This is a genomic window from Kribbella ginsengisoli (assembly GCF_039537185.1).
Classification (GTDB): domain Bacteria; phylum Actinomycetota; class Actinomycetes; order Propionibacteriales; family Kribbellaceae; genus Kribbella; species Kribbella koreensis.
In genome coordinates, this window is sequence record NZ_BAABAA010000003.1 from 433,722 (window position 1) to 451,400 (window position 17,679).

At 69.0% G+C, this 17,679-nt stretch carries 14 protein-coding genes; 6 read left to right on the forward strand and 8 right to left on the reverse strand.

Annotated elements, in window-relative coordinates; genetic code table 11:
* From ABD768_RS15730 to ABD768_RS15740, 3 genes are all read left to right on the forward strand, one after another.
* The gene (locus tag ABD768_RS15730) at positions 1-1,347 is read left to right on the forward strand and encodes a M28 family metallopeptidase (RefSeq protein WP_344841246.1); all 1,347 of its coding nucleotides are present in this window, start codon (positions 1-3) and stop codon (positions 1,345-1,347) included.
* Entirely contained in the window at positions 1,344-2,723 is a 1,380-nt protein-coding gene (locus ABD768_RS15735) for an HAD-IA family hydrolase (protein WP_344841248.1), read from the forward strand. Before ABD768_RS15730 ends, ABD768_RS15735 begins: the two co-directional genes overlap by 4 nt.
* 121 nt (positions 2,724-2,844) lie before the next feature.
* On the forward strand, positions 2,845-3,273 hold the full coding sequence (locus ABD768_RS15740) for an SEL1-like repeat protein (RefSeq protein WP_343971483.1): 429 nt from the start codon (positions 2,845-2,847) through the stop codon (positions 3,271-3,273).
* A 21-nt stretch (positions 3,274-3,294) separates the two neighbouring features.
* On the opposite strand, the gene ABD768_RS15745 is transcribed toward ABD768_RS15740, so the two are convergent.
* The 3 genes from ABD768_RS15745 to pcaD all read right to left on the reverse strand — a co-directional run bounded on the left by ABD768_RS15745 (position 3,295) and on the right by pcaD (position 8,424).
* Positions 3,295-5,226, reverse strand: a complete 1,932-nt coding sequence (locus tag ABD768_RS15745) for a TIGR03960 family B12-binding radical SAM protein (RefSeq protein WP_343971480.1) — start codon at positions 5,224-5,226, stop codon at positions 3,295-3,297.
* Positions 5,227-5,346: 120 nt separating this feature from the next.
* Complete coding sequence (locus tag ABD768_RS15750; RefSeq protein ID WP_344841251.1) at positions 5,347-7,614, reverse strand: KAP family P-loop NTPase fold protein; 2,268 nt, start codon at positions 7,612-7,614, stop codon at positions 5,347-5,349.
* A 51-nt stretch (positions 7,615-7,665) separates the two neighbouring features.
* Positions 7,666-8,424, reverse strand: coding sequence for a 3-oxoadipate enol-lactonase (gene pcaD / locus ABD768_RS15755; RefSeq protein WP_344841253.1), 759 nt, complete (start codon positions 8,422-8,424; stop codon positions 7,666-7,668).
* A gap of 35 nt (positions 8,425-8,459) precedes the next feature.
* On the opposite strand from pcaD, the gene ABD768_RS15760 reads away from it, so the two are divergent.
* On the forward strand, positions 8,460-9,425 hold the full coding sequence (locus ABD768_RS15760) for an asparaginase (RefSeq protein ID WP_344841255.1): 966 nt from the start codon (positions 8,460-8,462) through the stop codon (positions 9,423-9,425).
* A gap of 6 nt (positions 9,426-9,431) precedes the next feature.
* Here the strand turns inward: ABD768_RS15760 and ABD768_RS15765 are convergent, their stop codons facing one another.
* Complete coding sequence (locus ABD768_RS15765) at positions 9,432-9,842, reverse strand: DUF2000 domain-containing protein (protein WP_344841257.1); 411 nt, start codon at positions 9,840-9,842, stop codon at positions 9,432-9,434.
* A gap of 79 nt (positions 9,843-9,921) precedes the next feature.
* Between ABD768_RS15765 and ABD768_RS15770 the strand changes: the two genes are divergently transcribed.
* Positions 9,922-10,380 (forward strand): Lrp/AsnC family transcriptional regulator, encoded by a 459-nt coding sequence (locus ABD768_RS15770; protein WP_344841258.1) that lies wholly within the window; start codon positions 9,922-9,924, stop codon positions 10,378-10,380.
* 253 nt (positions 10,381-10,633) lie between these two features.
* The gene (locus tag ABD768_RS15775) at positions 10,634-13,012 is read left to right on the forward strand and encodes a helix-turn-helix transcriptional regulator (protein WP_344841260.1); all 2,379 of its coding nucleotides are present in this window, start codon (positions 10,634-10,636) and stop codon (positions 13,010-13,012) included.
* 46 nt (positions 13,013-13,058) lie between these two features.
* On the opposite strand, the gene ABD768_RS15780 is transcribed toward ABD768_RS15775, so the two are convergent.
* The 4 genes from ABD768_RS15780 to mreD form a co-directional block, all read right to left on the reverse strand.
* Complete coding sequence (locus ABD768_RS15780) at positions 13,059-13,811, reverse strand: hypothetical protein (protein WP_344841261.1); 753 nt, start codon at positions 13,809-13,811, stop codon at positions 13,059-13,061.
* Positions 13,812-13,883: 72 nt separating this feature from the next.
* Positions 13,884-15,050, reverse strand: coding sequence for a rod shape-determining protein RodA (gene rodA / locus ABD768_RS15785; RefSeq protein WP_344841262.1), 1,167 nt, complete (start codon positions 15,048-15,050; stop codon positions 13,884-13,886).
* A complete protein-coding gene (mrdA, locus tag ABD768_RS15790) occupies positions 15,047-17,104 on the reverse strand; it encodes a penicillin-binding protein 2 (RefSeq protein WP_343971450.1) in 2,058 nt (685 codons plus the stop codon). The genes rodA and mrdA overlap by 4 nt, the downstream gene beginning before the upstream one ends.
* Complete coding sequence (gene mreD, locus ABD768_RS15795; protein WP_344841265.1) at positions 17,101-17,634, reverse strand: rod shape-determining protein MreD; 534 nt, start codon at positions 17,632-17,634, stop codon at positions 17,101-17,103. The genes mrdA and mreD overlap by 4 nt, the downstream gene beginning before the upstream one ends.
* Positions 17,635-17,679: the final 45 nt, after the last annotated feature.

Here is a 17,679-nt window from a genome sequence, read left to right on the forward strand (position 1 = left end):
ATGACCGGTTCGCCTGTTCGGTACCTGGTGGTGCCGACCGAGGACGCGGCCGACGGCGCCAAGTCGGCCCGGTTCGGCGACAAGACGATCCTGTGGGGACCCGCTGATCAGAAGCTCGGCCGGGCCTCTCGTACCGCGCCCGGCCTGGTCCTCGTGACGCAGGTCGGCCGGAGCTTCCAGGACGAGTTTCCCGACGTCACTCCGCTGCTCGATCACGGTCGCCACCTGGTGATCTCGGCCGCCGACAAGCCCCGGCGACGGCGCTCCAACCATTGCTGGCGAGTGGAGGCGTTGAAGGCCGGTACGACGGTTGTCGACGTCCCGGCGCGGATGGCCCGGCGCGCTGACCCGGTGGTTGCGGGGCTGGTCGGTGAGGTGGCGCCGGCGTCGTACCAGGCTGATCTGACCTGGCTGGCCTCGCTGCCGACCCGGCATTCGCTGAGTGCGTCCTTCACGACCGCGGTGGAGTTCGCGGCGGCCCGGATGGTTGCCCTCGGCTACAGCGTCACGCGGGTGCCGATCACTGTGGGAGCTGGGCATTCGGAGAACCTGATCGGTGATCGCGCCGGGTCGGGAGCCGGCACGCGCGGGCTGGTCGTGATCACCGCGCACCTCGATTCGATCAACCTCGCGGGCGGCCCGGGCGGTAGTGCGCCCGGGGCCGACGACAACGGGAGCGGGTCGGCCGGCGTACTGGAGCTCGGGCGGCTGATCGCGAGCCGGAAGTGGGAGCACGACGTCCGGCTGATCCTCTTCGGTGGCGAGGAAGAGGGGCTGTTCGGGAGCAAGCAGTACGTCGCTGCGCTGCCGCCGGCCGAGCGGTCGCGGATTCGCGCGGTGCTCAACATGGACATGATCGCGTCGAAGAACACAGCTGCGCCGACCGTCCTGCTCGAGGGCGCGCCGGTGTCGTCGGGGCAGATGGACGACCTGGCCGCGGCGGCTGCGACGTACACGGGGCTGAAGGTCGAGACGTCGCTGAATCCGTTCGCCAGTGATCATGTGCCGTTCATCAACGCCGGGGTGCCTGCGGTGCTGACGATCGAGGGCGCGGACAGTGCGAACGGGCACATCCATTCGGCGAACGACAAGCTCGAGTTCCTCGACTGGGCGCTGGCGAGCGAGATCCTGCGGATGAACATCGCGGCGCTGGCCGGCTGGCTCGGCCTGGTCGGAGCGGCTGAGGCGCCCCGCCCGCAACCGGCCGGGTCAGCCGTGTCCTGGGGTCCTGGCCGGCTCGACATCTTCGTGCGGGGGACGGATTCGGCCCTCCACCACCTCTACTGGGACGGCGGCACCTGGCACGACTTCGAGTCGTTGGGAGGTGTCATAGGGTCTTCAGGGTGACGGACCTTGACTGGAACGGTTGCCTGAACACTCGTGATCTGGCTGGGTTCTCGACCCGGTACGGCGGGGTGACGCGGGGCGGGACGATGATCCGGACCGACTCCCCCGACAAGCTCGACGCCGCCGGGCGGGTCGCGTTGCGTGGCGTCGGGGCCGGCTTGGTGCTCGACCTGCGCTCGGACTGGGAGATGACGCGGACACATCCGCTGGAGGGCGTAGCGGAGTACCGGCGGATTCCGTGGATCGATCCGGTCCGGGACAAGGAACGCGTGCCGGAGGATGAGCCGCTGCTGGGCGACATCTATCGCGGCAGTCTCGATCGCAACCAGGGGCAGATCGGTGCTGCTTTGCGGGCTGTTGCTTCGGCGCCGGAGGATCGGCCGGTCGTCGTGCACTGCAAGTCGGGCAAGGACCGGACCGGGTTGTTGGTCGCGTTGCTGCTCGACCTGATCGGTGTGCCGCGGGACCAGATCGTGGCCGACTACGTGGTCAGTGAGGTGCGGCTCGGGGTGCTCGAACGGGCCGCTGGACTGCCGGCTGAGGAGCGGGAGCGTGCGCTGTTGCTGTCGCGGACGTTGCCCGAGACGATCACCGCCGCTCTTGATCATGTGGACGAGCGGTACGGCGGGGTGCGGAGCTACCTGGAGCTGTGCGGGCTGACCGCTGGGGAGCTTCATCGGCTGGCGATGCGGCTGGTGGGGTCGCCTGTCGAGGCGGTGGTGTTCGACTTCGACGGACTGCTGATGGACACCGAGACGACGCTGGTGAAGAGCTGGCAGTTCGAATGGGCCCAGCACGGTCTCGAGCTCGAACTGGCCGACGACTTCTGGCCGGGGCACGGCGGGGATACGAAGGACGCCCGGTACGCGCAGCTGGCTGCCCTGGTGCCGGACTTCGATCGCGAGGTGAGTCAGGCGCGGCGTACGGCGTACCGGGACAGCCTGCACGAGGACCTCGACTTCCGGCCGGGCATCCGCGACTGGTTGCTGGAGGCCCGTGAGCTCGGGCTGAGGCCCGCGATCGCCAGCAGTTCGGAGCGCTCGTGGGTGATCGGGCACCTGGAGCGGGTCGGCGCCCTCGACCTCTTCGATGTCATTGCCGCAGGCGACGAGGTGGACGGCCACAAGCCGGACCCAGCGGTCTACTTCCTCGCCCTGGAACGACTGGGTCTGTCCGGTAGCGCGACCGCAGCGGTCGAGGACACTCCGCACGGCGTCGAGGCGGCCGCCGCCGCGGGCATGGCAACGATCGCAATCCCCAACCCGTACGTGCGGGCCGCCGCGCTGAGTGCCGCCGACCTGACCCTGGGCAGTGCCGGCGAGCTGACCCTCAGCGACGCGTTGCTTGCCGCATCGCGGCGGAATGCGGGCGTTTGAACCCTTCGTTTGAAGGGTTCGCGGCGCGCGGAAGGAGAGGTGCTGGACCTGCGGGTCGGTTACCTTGGGCCTAGGTAGGACCGCTGGGGGGCGGCGCGGGGCTGGGGAGAGGGGACCTGCGATGACGCTGTTTCTGTTCGCCGCCGCTGCGGGCTTCACCCTGGCCGCGGTCATCACCGACAACTTGGCGATGCTCTATGTCGGCATCGGGATCTGGGTTGTCGGGGCCTTCTCCGCGCTCTGGTTGTGGTTCTGGCCGCGCCGCAAGGGATTCCGTACGCCGGAAGCCGCCCGCGCCGCCGCCGAGGCGGGCAACCCGCGCGCGATCCGGGCCTTGGCGATGGATGCCTTGAGCATTGGTGACGACGCCCGGGCCGAGCGGTTGCTGCTGGTCGCGATCGACCACGGCGACGTCGACTCGATGTGGGAGCTGGGCCGGCTCATCGAGCAGCGCGATGGAATCGATGCCAGCGAACCGTGGTACCGGATGGCCGCGGACAACGGCCACTTCGCGGCCCGGCGCTATCTCAAGCGCCGCGACCCCGCGTAACCGTCAGACCACAGACAGCTCTCAGACCACCGAGAGCGGCAACAGTTTCTTGCCGGTGGGGCCGATCTGGATCTCGGTGTTCATCTGCGGGCAGACGCCGCAGTCGAAGCACGGCGTCCAGCGGCAGTCCTCGACCTCGATCGCGCCGTCCTCCTCGAGCGCGTCCTGCCAGTCCTCCCACAGCCAGTCGCGGTCCAGCCCGGAGTCCAGGTGGTCCCACGGCAGCACCTCGGCGTACTCGCGCTCACGCGTGGTGTACCAGGCGAGGTCGACCGGGGTGCCGGCCAGCGCCTTCTCGGTGGCGGCGATCCAGCGCTCGTACGAGAAGTGTTCGCTCCAGCCGTCGAACCGGCCGCCGTCGCGCCAGACCTGCTCGATGATCCGGCCGACCCGGCGGTCGCCGCGCGAGAGCAGGCCCTCGATGATGCCCGGCTTGCCGTCGTGGTACCGGAAACCGATCGCCTTGGCGTACTTCTTGTCCGAGCGGATCGCCGCGTTCAGCTTGGCCAGCCGGGCGTCGGTCTCCTCGACGCCGAGCTGCGCGGCCCACTGGAACGGGGTGTGCGGCTTCGGCACGAACCCGCCGATCGACACCGTGCAGCGGATGTCGTTGCGGCCGGACACCTGCCGGCCGGTCGCGATCACCCGCTTGGCCAGGTCGGCGATCGCCAGCACGTCCTCGTCGGTCTCGGTCGGCAGGCCGCACATGAAGTACAGCTTCACCTGCCGCCAGCCGTGGCTGTACGCCGCCGCGACGGTCCGGATCAGGTCGTCCTCGGTGACCATCTTGTTGATCACCTTGCGCAGCCGCTCCGATCCGCCCTCGGGGGCGAAGGTCAGACCGCTGCGCCGGCCGTTGCGGGAGAACTCGTTGGCCAGCGTGATGTTGAAGGCGTCGACCCTTGTCGAGGGCAACGACAGCGAGACGTTGCTGCCCTCGTACCGGTCGCCCAGGCCCTTCGCGACCTCGGCGATCTCGGTGTGGTCGGCCGACGACAGGCTGAGCAGCCCGACCTCCTCGAAGCCGGTCTGCTTCAGGCCGTTCTCGACCATGTCGCCGATCGTGGTGATGCTGCGCTCGCGGACCGGGCGGGTGATCATCCCGGCCTGACAGAACCGGCAGCCCCGGGTGCAGCCGCGGAAGATCTCCACCGAGAAGCGCTCGTGGACGGTCTCGGCGAGCGGTACCAGCGGCTTCTTCGGGTACGGCCAGGCGTCCAGGTCCATCACGGTGTGCTTGGCGGTCCGGTACGGGACGCCGGGACGGTTCGGGGCGATCCGCTTGATCCGCCCGTCGTCGAGGTAGTCGACGGTGAAGAACTTGGGGATGTAGACGCCGCCGGTGGAGGCGAGCCGGTGCAGCACCTCGTCGCGACCGCCCGGGCTGCCCTCGTCCTTCCACTCCCGGATCACGTCGGAGATGGCGAGCACGATCTCCTCGCCGTCGCCGAGCACCGCCGCGTCGATGAAGTCGCCGATCGGCTCCGGGTTGAACGCCGCGTGCCCACCGGCCAGCACGATCGGGTCCTCGTCGGTGCGGTCCACGGCGTACAGCGGGATCCCGGCCAGGTCGAGCGCGGTCAGCATGTTGGTGTAGCCGAGCTCGGTGGAGAACGAGATCCCGAACACGTCGAAGGCCCGGACCGGGCGGTGGCTGTCGAGCGTGAACTGCGGGATCGCGTTGTCCCGCATCACCTGCTCCATGTCCGGCCAGACCGAGTAGGTCCGCTCCGCGAGGGTGTGCTCGCGCTCGTTCAGCACCTCGTACAGGATCTGGACGCCCTGGTTCGGCAGGCCGACCTCGTAGGCGTCCGGATACATCAACGCCCAGCGCACACTGGCCGACTCCCAGTCCTTGCTGACGGAGTTCAGCTCACCGCCGACGTACTGGATCGGCTTCTGCACGGTAGGCAGCAACGCTTCCAGGCGGGGAAACAAGGACTCAACAGTCATCACAGAACTTCCAGATCAGCGGCCAGAGCACCTACCAGCCTAGCGCCGACCCCCTTCCCGGCCCGCATCGATCTGCAAACCTCTGCTATGGGGCAGGGTCCGGCAGGCTCGGCGGGTCGGTCAGCGGAGGGGGGTTTCGGTCAGGAACTCGGGGGTGAGGGCTGCTTCGACCTTGTTTTCTTCGCCGGCGTTTCCGTGGACGACGTCGTGGAGTTCCGGGTCGGCGAAGAGGGGGCGGAGGTCGGGCGGGATGGTGGTGGGTGGGTCGGGCGTACCGACGTACTGGAGGTGTTCGGGGTACCGGGCGAGGTGGCCCGCGAGTTTGGGCCAGCGGAGGGTGAGGATGGTCCAGAGAGCGGTTTGCTGCTCCTGGAGGTGGTTGTCGGCCAGGTTCACCTCTTGGAGCGTCTCGATGCCCCGGGCGATGCCGTAGGCGTTGACCAGGCGCTTCATGGCGCGCGGGTTCGGGTCGCGGCCGAGGAGCCGCTGGAACGGTTCCAGGGTGTGCTGGTTCTGTTGCTGGGCGCGTTCGCCGACCATCTCGATGGCGAGGGTCTCCAGCCGGGCCTGCTCGTCGGCGGGCGTCCGGCCCGGGTTCGCCAGTACTTCCGCCCGCACCTCCTCGCTCGTCTTGCCGGCGAGCTCGCGGCCGGCATCGGCGCGCGCCCGCTTCAGCTCCTGCTCGCCGGGCACGTTCGCCGACCGGAGGATCCGGCCCCAGAAGTCGTTCAGCCGCTTGCCCGCCTGCGGCAGTCCGGTGGAGATCTGGAACGTCTTCTCCAGGAAGAGATAGCCGACCGGCCGGCCAGGCCCTCCCCCGGCGCTGACGAACTCGGCGTACTCCTTGGCGTAACTGTCCGCGAGCCAGTCCCGGTCCGCGGCGATCACGTACGTCACCGGTACGTCGCGGAACAGCGTCTGGATGCCCTCGAGCAACTCGACGACGTACGGGCCCTTGCAGCGGTCGAGGTCGTCGATCATCACCACGACGTCGTGGTGGATCCACTTGGTGAGGTCGGCCAGGTGATCCTGCACCGTCCGCATCGGGTCGCTGGTGTTGGCCATGAAGCGTCTGGCGCCCCGCGCGGAGGTGGTGAAGACCCAGCGGCCCATCGTGTGCAGGAGGCCCCAGACGGTGAGCGCCGGGGTGATGATGGCGGCGGCGGTGACCACGTAGTCCTTGACCGTGTCAGGCGAGAACAGCTTCTCGTTGCCGGCAGCACCGAACCAGCCGGCCCGCCAGGCCCAGGTGACGGCTCCCGCGACGAGCAGCAGGGCGAGGTAGCCCGGCCAGCCACCCTTCGAGCGCCAGAGTCGCTCCCGGAGCCAGAGCCACGCGGCCCTCGGCTTGTCGAATTTCCAGAGTTCGCGGACGGCACCGGCGTACAGGGCGGTCATCAGCCACCACCAGGGCGGCTCGATCCGCTGATGCCGCCAGGCGTTGAACTCGACCACGACACAACGCTTCTCGCCGGCCCGCTTGTCGACCTTCCGCAGCTCGTCGGCGAGGAAGTTGAGCACAGACGTCTTGCCCGCACCCCAGGGCGCATGCAGATGGACGATGAAGGCACCACCGCGCGGTACGTCCGCCTGCTCGCTGTTCCTGGCCTCTTCCTTCCGGGCATCCCGAATCCGCCGAGCCAGCACCCGAGCAAACCCCTGCCGTCCAAGCTCGTCGATCCGCGCCGGCCCATCCGTATGAGTCGGCACCAACTCCTCCCGACGCCCCTCATGGGCGGTCCCCGTAGAGGTAGTTGCCGGGGAGGCGCTGCTTGCGGAGCCGGTTGCCGACGCCGTCTCGGCGTGGCCGCTCGTTGCGGCCTGCATCTCCGGGTCGGCCGTGCTGCTACTGCTGGGTGGCTCCGGGGTGATGGTGCTGCTCAGCTTGCGGAGACGGTCGAAGATCGCCTTGTCGAGCACGTGGATGCGTGGAGCCATCTCGGGGCGGCCGTCGCCGAAGCCGACCGCGATCGCACGCAGCGAGTTCTCCGGCGACAGCAGACCGGCACCGCTGCCGAGCAACGGGAAGACAGTGCCACCGGGCCGGATGGCGGCATCGCCGATGCGGACAGCGAGCTCGCCCACCCGGCGCGCGGCTTGCAGAACGAGCTGTTCGGTCGGACCGTCCGCCGCGACCACCGCCGCGAGCAGGATCGTCTGGCGCCGGTCGGCTGACGGCAACTCGACGACCTCACCCGGCTCGAACTCGCGGTTCGGCCGCACGATCCCGAGAGCGTCCAGCCGCACCGCGAAGTCCGGCGCGATGCTGCCGCTGATGCTGCAGGGCACGACCAGGAGCCGCGCGTCGCTGTCGAAGAGATTGCGGAGAAAGACCTCTACGCGATGCCCCTCGACGGTCACCACCAGCTCTTGCTGCTCGTCAGCCATGCACCCCTCCCGGTCAGCAGGTTAGTGGGGTGCGGCGGCTACGGACAGTGGTCAGGTGAGGTGGGTGAGGAGGAGTTGGTTGATCTGATCGGGGTGGGAGTAGGTGACCAGGTGGGCGGCGGACTCGAGGATCTCCAGGTGGGCGCCGGGGATCTGCATGGCCAGCGGGATCACCGTCTCGGGCGGGATGGAGGCGTCGGACTCGGCGGTGACCAGGAGGACGGGGGCGGTGATGTCTCCGAGTCCCGGGCGGAGGTCCATGGCGCCGAGCGCTTCGCAGCAGGAGGCATAGCCCTCGGGCGAGGTGGTGAGGAGTTGCTGGCGGATCGCATCGACGGCTGCCGGTTGCGCATCGGCGTACTCGGGAAGGAACCAGCGGCTGAGCGTCGCCTCGGTGATCGCCTTGGTGCCTTCGGCGCGGACCTGCGCGGCGCGGTCGGTCCACATCTGGGCGCCCGCGGCCGGGTACGCCGGTGGGCACAGCAGCGCGAATCGGTGGAACCGGTCGGGCGCGTTCTCGGCGAGCCAGAGGCCGACCGCGCCGCCGAGCGAGATGCCGACGTACGACGCCCGCTCGATCAGCAACTCGTTGAGCAACTCGACCACGTCGCCACCGAGGTCCTCGATCGTGTACGGACCGTCGGGCGCCTCGGAGTCCCCGTGCCCGCGATGGTCGAACGCGATCACCCGGAACCGCTGCGACAGGGCGTCGAGCTGCGGCGCCCACATCGCGTGCGTAGTACCGAGCGACGAGCCGAGCAACAGCACAGGCGCGTCATCAGGACCGGTCGTCTCGTAGTTGAGTCGCATGGAGTCCACATTACGAACGTTGCTAGCGTCGGGCCATGATCAAGGGTGTTCCCGGGCTGGGAAATGTGGTCGAGCTGGCCGAGGTGGTGCGGAGCGGGTTCGTGGAAAGCCGGCACTTCGGGCTGACGGTAGCGCTGGATCCGGACGGGAAGGCTCTGTATGCGGCCGGGGACGTCGACGGTCTTGTACTCCCGCGGTCGACCGCGAAGCCGCTGCAAGCAGTCGGCTGCATCGTCGCCGGCGCGGAGCTGGTTGGCGAGGAGGTGGCGATCGGAGCCGGCAGCCATACCGGCGAGGACCGTCATGTCGCGGTGGTGGATCGCCTGCTGGCGTCGGCCGGCCTTGATCGCGACGCGCTGCGTTGTCCGCCGGACCGGCCCGAAGACGAGCCGACCCGCTTCCGGTTGATTGCCGAAGGCATCGAACCGTCGCCGGTCCGGATGAACTGCTCCGGCAAACACGCCGCGATGCTGCTGGCGACCGTCGCCCAAGGCAACGACCCCGCCAGCTACCTCGATCCGCAGACGCCGGTGCAGCGCACGATCACCGCCGAGATCGAACGCCTCACCGACTCCTCCACCGGCATCCTCACCACCGACGGCTGCGGCACTCCCCTGCTCGGTATGCCGTTGTCCGGCCTGGCCCTCGCCTTCAGCCGCCTGGCAACAGCCCCACCCGGTACGCCGGAAGGCCAGGTCGCGGCCGCCATGCGCCAGCACCCAGACTTCGTCGGCGGCACAGGCCACCAGAACACCGAGGTGATGCGCCTACTGCCCGGCATCATCGCCAAGGGCGGCGCCGAAGGCGTAATAGCCATGGCCACCCCCGACGGCCACGCAGTAGCCGTCAAAGTCATCGACGGCAACCCCCGAGCCACCACGGCCCTGGCCCTGGCCCTGCTGTCCAAGTGCGGCGTCGACACCACCCCAGCTGCCAACCTGATCAGCCTGCCCGTACTGGGCGGAGGCCAACCGGTCGGCGAGATCCGCCCAACCTTGTAGCGGCGACTAGCGGTAGAGGGGTAGAGCGCCTGTCAGCGAGTCGACTGCGGGGCGGGGGCCGTGGATTGCCAGGGCCGTGTAGTGCAGGTCGTCGGGCTTGGTGCCGGACATCGTGGCTGCGTACTGGTCGTAGGTCCGGGATCCTTGGGCTACCTGGTTGACGTCGTGGACCGCTACCTCGGGGTGAGCGGCCGCTGCGGCGCGGAGTTCGGTCAGGCGCGCGGGGTCCGCCTTGAGGACGGGGATCGGGTAGGCGCACATACCGGGATGCGGGTTACCTGCGGCGTCTTGCGCCTCCGGGCCGACCAGGTCGGGTATGTGCGAGCCGACACCGACTCCGACCAGGGCCGCCGCGTTGAGTGCTACTCCGATGGGTGCGTCTGCGTCGATCACGACGACTAACTTGTTCGCCAGCACCCGACCGACGTTAGCCGCTTGAACGGCTGGCTGACGGTGGTACCGAACGATGTTCGGCAGGTCTGCGAAAATGGCGGCTATGGACGAACTTGATACGGCGCTGCTGCGGATGCTGCAGAACGACGCGCGCCGGACCAACCGGGAGATGGCGGCCGAGCTGGGGATCGCGCCGTCGACCTGTCTGGAGCGGATCAGAGGGTTGCGCGACCGCGGCGTGATCAGCGGGTTCCACGCGGAGGTCGACCTGCAGGCGATCGACCGCTCCACCCAGGCGATCATCTCGATCAAACTCCGCCCGCAGGCGATGGCGACGGCCACCACCTTCCAGACCTACGTCCAGAACCTTCCGCAGACGCTGGCGATGTTCATGGTCTCCGGCGCCTCCGACTTCCTCGCCCACGTGGCCGTCAAGGACACCCAGGCGCTCCGCGACCTCGTCCTCGACCTCGCCAAGCGCCAGGAGATCGCCGACATCCGCAGCTCCGTCGTCTTCGAACACCACCGCCGGACGACGGTCCTGCCACTGCCTGAGCGCTGAAGAGCGCCACCCCAGGCTCCCAGCCAGAGTGACGCTCCCCCGATCGGTCAGCGGGCGACGCACGGATCCACATCGCCAGGCGGGTAGAGCCGCCTCAGGTGACTCGGGTGGTCCTGGTGTTCATGGGGTCTCCCTTCGTCAGATGGCCCGTTCAGACTCGCGGATCGGACGGCCGGGAGGCGACCGTAGTAGTACTTAGATCGGTACGTAGACGGGATTCGATTACCGGCCGTCGAGCGTGTAGAACCTGAGGGTGAGCACTGGGGAGGTACCGGTCGAACTCACCTCGTTCGTCGGCCGCGAGGAGCAGATCCGGGCTGGGCTGGTCCGCCTGGAGGCTGCCAACCCGCTGACTCTGGTCGGCCCGGGTGGGGTCGGCAAGACCCGGCTGGCCGGGCGGCTCGCGCAGGCCGCGCAGAAGGCAGATCCCCGGCTGCGGGTGCACTGGTGCACGTTGATCGGCGTGCCGGATGGCGCCGACGCGGTGACGGTCGAGCGAACGGTGGCCAAGTCGCTCGGCGTCGAGATCGTCACCGAACGGTCGGCGCGGAGCATGCTGCTCGACCACCTCGGTGAGGAGGCCGGCTCGGGACCGGTGCTGCTGGTGCTCGACAACTGCGAGCACGTGGCCGCACCGGTGGGGTCACTGGTCAGTGCGATCCTCGCGGAGGTCCCCGGCGTACAGGTGCTCGCCACCAGTCGCGAGGCGCTCGGGTGCGCCGGTGAGCAACTCTTCGCGGTACCTCCGCTGACCTGTCTGTCCGATGCGCCGGAAGGGTCGCGGTACGAGGCGCTCGACCTGCTGACCGAGCGGGCCGCAGCAGTGGGCATCAGCATCGGCCCTGCTGACCACACGACCGCTGCGTTGCTTTGCCAGCGCCTCGACGGCTTGCCGCTCGCGATCGAGCTGGCGGCCGCGGGGCTGCGTAGCCAGTCACTGCGCGAGATCCTCGCCCGATTGGACGGCGGGCCGGGTGACGAGCGGTTCAGCCTGCTCACCCGCGGGCCACGGCATGGGGCGCATCCGATGCACCACAGCATGCAGGCCGCGGTGGACTGGAGCTACCGGCTCTGCGACGACGCCGAGAAGAGCTTGTGGGCAAGGCTTTCCGTCTTCGAGAACGGCTGGGACCTGGCAGCCGCCCAAGCGGTCGGCGCCGGGCCGGATCTGCCCGCGGCGCAGGTGCTCGACGTCCTCACCGAGTTGGTCGGCAAGTCGGTCGTGACTGCCGACACCAGTGGTCCGTCGACCCGGTACCGGATGCTGGAGACACTGCGGCAGTACGGCGTGGCGCGGGCCGAGGAGAGCGGCGAGACCGAGAGCTTGCGCCGTCGGCATCGCGATCACTTCCTCGAGGTCTCCCGGCAGGCGGCTGTCGATTGGTACGGGCCTCGCGAGGTCGAGTGGCTCTCGCGCACCAGTCGCGACCTGGCGAACTTCCGCGCTGCCCTCGCCTGGAGCAGCTCGATCGCCGGCGAGGAGGCCGCCGGACTGGAGATCGCGGTCGGCCTGGCCCGGCTGCGACTGCAGTTCTACCTCGGCAACTCGGGCGAGACGATCGACTGGCTGCGGACCGGCCTGGCTGCGACGAAGGCGGCGGAAGCACCCGAGCTCCGCCTGTGGGCAGTGGTGATGACCGGTCTGACCGCGCTGTGCCAAGGCGATCTGAGCACTGCGGAGGCGATGGTCGCCCAGGGACGGGACGAGGCCGGCGACGATGGGCTCAGTGTGGCGCTGATGGCTCTCCTGCTGGGTCTGCATGCGTTTTTCGCGCTCGGAGATCCGGCCTCGATCGCGGTACTGCGCGCCGCTGCCACCGGCTTCGAGAGCGCCGGAGCGCAGTACCGGGGTGAGCGTGCGATGGCGCTCATGTTCGCGGGGATGGCCGCCGACTGGTACGGGCCGGCCAGCGAAGCCGTCGAACTCTCCCAGCAGTACGCCGACGAGACGCTGGCGGACGGCGCCGAATGGGCTCATGGCTGGTCCCTGCTGGTGTCCGGGCTCGCGCTGATCTGGCACGTCGACGCGCTCAGCCTGCCCCCGATCAAGCGAGCGCGGCAGCAATCGGGCGATCACTGGGGCCTGATGTACCTGACCCATCTCGTCGCCTGGGCGGCGGCCGAGGTGATCAAGCAGCGCCCCGAGCCGAGCGCCGACGCCGACCACGCCGACGCGATCCGGGCAGCTCGTGCGCTCGGTGGCGCGAGCCGGCTCCGGGAGCGCTATCGGGTGGCGATCGCCACCCTGCCACCGTTTCGGGATGCCAACGCCGAGGCCGAGCGGGTGGCGACCGGTGTGCTCGGCGACGACGGCTTCAGGACGGCGTACCGGTTCGGCAACGCGCTGCACTACGACGAGATCGACGCCCTCGCGACGAACGAGGTAGTCGGCTCGCCGGACGGGCACGACAACGGCTGTGCGGCGCCGACGCCCTGGTCCGATCTGACGTCGGCCGAGAAGCACGTTGCCCAGCTGGCCGCGCAGGGATTGTCCGACGCCCAGATCGCCCGCCGGCGGGTCTGCTCGGTACGAACCGTCGAGAAGCACCTCGAAAACGTCCGCCGCAAACTGCTGATCGAGTCGAGGACAGAGATTTCTCGCTGGGTCCCACCCGAACTCCTGAACCCGTAAGACCGAAGCCGGTCGGCTGGTCGCGCAACTGCCGGGTCGGGATGGGTCAGCTGCCGGCTTTGCTGAGGGTGGTGCGGGCCTTCTCGACGGCCGCCTCGGTGGCGCCGTCGAGTTCGCCTGGTTGGCCGGCCAGGACGCCGACGGCGAGGACGACATCGCCGATGCCGGTGACGGCCGCGTCGAACTCGAGGCCTTCCTTCGGCCCACTGACGCCGGTCAGTTTGAAGGCGAAGGGCTCGTCGCCGAACTGCGGCGCGGGGATCTCGACGACCTCCATCTGTGTGGAGCCCGCGCCGTCCATCCGCATCGTCACCTTCTTGCAGGACGCAACGGCATCCTGGTACGACGTCTGCAGTTCGCGGACCGCCTTCGACGTGCTCATCGAGTCCAGCGAGAAGTCGATGTACGGCCCTTCCTGGCTGCCCGAGAACGAGCGATGCACGCTCCGCTTGGAGCCGGGCGCCTCGTCCGCGTTCAGCAACTTGACCAGCGGCTTGCACTTGCTGGTCGGCGCGGAGAACGGGTTGCTGCCGTCGTCGGCCGGGTCGTCCTTCTCCTCGGAGAAGCCGCTCGGCAGCTCCTTCAGCTCGAGAAGCGCCTTGGTGAGTTCGGTTTTCGAGCGTTTGACCGGACCGGTCTCGGTCGGCTGATCGGTCGGCGCACTCTGCGTGGGAGTCGCGGTGACCGAGGGTGCCGAGGTGGGGCCGGACGACCCGTTGGGCTTGTCCTCACCACAGGCGGCGAGCGACAACGAGACAGCAGCGGCAACGGCGAGCGGGAACGACGACGCGAGCTTCATGACCCATCCAGAACCGTCGAGGGCGCAGGGAAGCTGAAGCGTACCTGACCAGGCCGGGCCGCCTGACGCGGACTAGACCTGGTGCGATCGCAGGTGGATGTTCTGCAACAGCCCGACCGCGAGCAGACCGGCGAGCATCGACGAACCACCGTAGGAGACGAACGGCAATGGCAGACCGGTGACCGGCATGATTCCCAGCGTCATACCGATGTTCTCGAAGGCCTGGAAGGCGAACCAGCACACCACGCCGGTGGCGATCAGCCGGCCGAACGCGTCCCGGGCGTTGACCGCGATCCGCAGTCCGCGCCACAGAATCAGCACGAACAGGCAGATGATCGCGCCCGCGCCGACCAGGCCGAGCTCCTCCCCCGCGACGGTGAAGACGAAGTCGGTGTGTTGCTCGGGCACGAACCCGTTCTGCGTCTGCGAACCGTGGAACAGGCCCTGCCCGAAGACACCGCCGTTGCCGATCGCGATCCGCGCCTGGTTCACGTTGTAGCCGATGCCCTGCGGGTCCGACGCCGGATCCGCGAACGCCGTGAACCGGGCCAGCTGGTACTTCTTCAGCACGTTGAACTGGATCGCGAGCACCGCGATCACCGTCGCCGCGGTGACGATGCCGAGCATCCAGCGCTTCGGCACGCCGGACACCGCGACGATGCCGAAGACGATCGAGCCGAGCACCATCACCGTGCCGAGGTCGGGTTGCAGCATCACCAGCAGCACCGGGATCGCGGCGACCGCGATCGCCTGGGCGATGTCAATCGTCCGGGCCTCGCGGTGGTTGGTCTCGCCCTTCTCGGCGATCAGCAGCGCCATCCCGACGATCACCGCGAGCTTCGCGAACTCGCTCGGCTGGATCGACATCCCGGGCACCTGGATCCAGGATCGCGACCCGTTGATCACCGCGCCGACGCCGGGCACCAGGACGAGGATCAGGCCGACCACGGACGCGGCGTACAGGACTGGGGCGAGGATGCGGAGACGGCGGTGGTCGCTGACGGCGGCGAGCACCGCGAGAACCAGACCGATGGCGAAGTTGAGCGCGTGCCGGAGCAGGAACGCGTGCTGGTTGCCGTCGGTGAGCGCGGTCCGGTTGTACGTCGCCGACCAGATCAGCAACGACCCGATCGCCGACAACGCGAGCACGCCGATCACCAGCACCCAGTCGACCTGCCACAACGTCGACCGCCGATCAGCCCGCGGCCGGGACTGCCGGATCGGCGTCAGCAAGCTCATCGGTCGACCTTCTTTTCGGTGGGGGCGACCGGGGGCTTGACGTTGTAGAGGGTTTCGTAGATGTGCCGGACCGCCGTGCCGGAGGCGCCCGATCCGGTACCGGCCTGGCTGATCATCATCACCACGGCGTAGCGATCGGTGTAGCTCGCCATCCAGGACGTCGTCTGCTTGCCGTAGACCTCGGCCGTTCCGGTCTTCACCCGGACCGGGACCTGGTCGAGCGGGAACCCGTTGAACTTCCAGGCCGCCGTACCGGTCTTGGCGGTCTCCTTGAGCGACCGGTCGATGTAACGCAGCGTCGAGGCCGGCACCGGGAGCCGCCCCGCGAGCTTGGACGGCACCGGCCTGACCTTGCCGTTCGGGCCGATCACCGCCTTCGCCACCCGCGGCTCCCAGAGCTTGCCGCCGTTCGACAGCGCCGAGTAGGCCGTTGCCATCTGCAACGGAGTGACGGTGGTGTCGCCCTGGCCGATCGCGAAGTTGACCGCGTCACCGGCCCGGTAGCGATAGCCGTCCTCGCAGAACTCACGCGAGAACTGCTTCAGGAACGCCGACGTGCCGGCCGGCGGGTTGTCGGCGAGCTTGCAGTAGTAGTCCTTCTGCGCGTCGTAGTACTCCTTCTTCCACTTCCGGTCCGCGATCCGGCCGGACACCTCGCCGGGCAGGTCGATCCCGGTCGGCCGGCCGAGGCCGAAGCTCTTCGCCATCTGGACCATCGGGTCGGCGGCGGTGATGTCACCGGAGTTGCCACCCTCCTTGAGCCACAGCGCGTAGGCGATCCGGTAGAAGAAGGTGTCGCAGGAGATCGCGAGCGCCTGGTCGAAGCCGATCATCCCGTAGGAGGCGGACTCGTAGTTCTTGAACCGGCGGTCCCCGACCTCGAAGTACGACGAGCAGTCCAGCCGGGTCTTCGGCCCGTAGCCGTTGGCGAAGGAGGCCGCGGTGGTGATCGGCTTGAAGGTCGAACCGGGCGCGAGCTGGCCCTGGATCGCCCGCGACACCAGCGGCGTGCCGGCCTTGGTGGAGTAGAGCGCGTCGAGCTCGCGCTGCGAGATGCCGCCGACCCAGACGCCCGGGTCGTAGCTCGGGTAGCTCGCCATCGCGACGATCTGGCCGGTCTTGGTGTCCATCACCACGGCCGCGCCGGAGTCGGCGACGTAGTTGCGATGGGTGATCTTGTCGTACTGCTTGCGGGCCGTCATGATCGCGCCGCGCAGCTGGGCCTCGACCGACGCCTGGATCCGCGCGTCGATGCTCGTCATCAGGGTCGATCCCGGCACCGGCGCGGTCTGGCTCTTGAGGCCGGTGGTGTAGCCGACCGCGTCGACGATGACGTTCTTCACGCCGGGCGTCCCGCGCAGCAGCTGGTCGTAGGTGCGCTCGACGCCGGCCCGGCCGACCAGGTCCGAGCGGTGCGGCACCGAGTCCTGCCCGGCCTTGTCGAGCTCGTCCAGCTCGCTGGTGGTGATCGGCGACAGGTAGCCGAGGATGTGGGCCGCGTTCACCTTGTACGGCGCTGGGTACGCGCGCAGCGTCTGCGACTCCGCGGCGACGCCCGGGAAGTCCTCGCGGCGCTCCATCACCTCGATCGCGACCTGCTCGCTGACGTCCTTGGCGACCGGGATCGGCTGGTACGGCGTGCCGTTCCAGCAGGCCGGTGGTTTGGACGCGCCGGGCTCGCCGCAGAGCATGGTCCGCGCGGTCAGGTCCTTCGGCTTCTGGCCGAGCACCTTCGCCAGCCGGGCCAGCACCACCTGCTGCTGGCCGTCGGGCAGCTTCGCGAGCACCGAGCGGTCGACGGTGATCACCAGGGACACCCGGTTGCCGACCAGGGTCCGGCCGGCCGCGTCGACGATCGTGCCGCGCGGCGCCGGGACGAGCACCTCGCGGGTGTGGTTCTGAGTGGCGGCCTGGGAGTAGTCGTCGGACGACATCACCTGCATGTACCAGAGCCGGGCGAGCAAGGTGAACATCAGCGAGAAGACGAGCACCTGGATCACGAACAGGCGCAACCGCGGCTTCAGCGGCGCCGGGTTGAAGCTGTCGAAGCTCATGGCAGCACCCGCCGCCGCTCCCGCGCCGGCACGACGCGTCCCATCACCCACATCACCAGCGGGATGACCAGGATCGCCGCGACCACGTCGTACCCAGCAGCGATACCGAGCCGCACCCCGAACTGACCCCAGTCGACCGCCGGATCATGCAGCAACGACCCCGTCGCGGAGTACACGGTCAGGGAGAGGCCCGCGCCCAGTACGACAGTCAGCGCGACGGCCACTGGACCGACCGGTGCGGCTGACGTTTCGCGCCGGATCAGGCCCGCGACGTATCCGGACAGCGCGAGGGCGAGGGCCCAGCGGCCGGCGGTGTGGTCGGCAGGAGGCGCGACGTCGAGGAGCAGTCCGCCGAGGAAGCCCGCGATCGCACCCCACTCGGCCCCGCGGGAGAGCGCGAGCGCGATGACCACGATCATCACGAGGTCGCAGGTCACCCCGGCGACCGCGATGTGCGGCAGCAACGAGGTCTGCACCGTCACGGCGATCATCAGGAACAGAACCCCCAGCCCAACCCGAACGGCCGTCATCTCAGCATCCCTCCGCCAACGCCGAACTGCCGCCGCGCGGGGCAG

Coding starts and splice junctions, on each gene's coding strand:
- ABD768_RS15780 (WP_344841261.1), bottom strand. CDS start 13,811: ATGAAGCTCGCGTCGTCGTTCCCGCTCGCCGTTGCCGCTGCTGTCTCG.
- ABD768_RS15730 (WP_344841246.1), top strand. CDS start 1: ATGACCGGTTCGCCTGTTCGGTACCTGGTGGTGCCGACCGAGGACGCG.
- ABD768_RS15745 (WP_343971480.1), bottom strand. CDS start 5,226: ATGACTGTTGAGTCCTTGTTTCCCCGCCTGGAAGCGTTGCTGCCTACC.
- ABD768_RS15740 (WP_343971483.1), top strand. CDS start 2,845: ATGACGCTGTTTCTGTTCGCCGCCGCTGCGGGCTTCACCCTGGCCGCG.
- ABD768_RS15760 (WP_344841255.1), top strand. CDS start 8,460: ATGATCAAGGGTGTTCCCGGGCTGGGAAATGTGGTCGAGCTGGCCGAG.
- rodA (WP_344841262.1), bottom strand. CDS start 15,050: ATGAGCTTGCTGACGCCGATCCGGCAGTCCCGGCCGCGGGCTGATCGG.
- mreD (WP_344841265.1), bottom strand. CDS start 17,634: ATGACGGCCGTTCGGGTTGGGCTGGGGGTTCTGTTCCTGATGATCGCC.
- pcaD (WP_344841253.1), bottom strand. CDS start 8,424: ATGCGACTCAACTACGAGACGACCGGTCCTGATGACGCGCCTGTGCTG.
- ABD768_RS15750 (WP_344841251.1), bottom strand. CDS start 7,614: ATGGCTGACGAGCAGCAAGAGCTGGTGGTGACCGTCGAGGGGCATCGC.
- mrdA (WP_343971450.1), bottom strand. CDS start 17,104: ATGAGCTTCGACAGCTTCAACCCGGCGCCGCTGAAGCCGCGGTTGCGC.
- ABD768_RS15770 (WP_344841258.1), top strand. CDS start 9,922: ATGGACGAACTTGATACGGCGCTGCTGCGGATGCTGCAGAACGACGCG.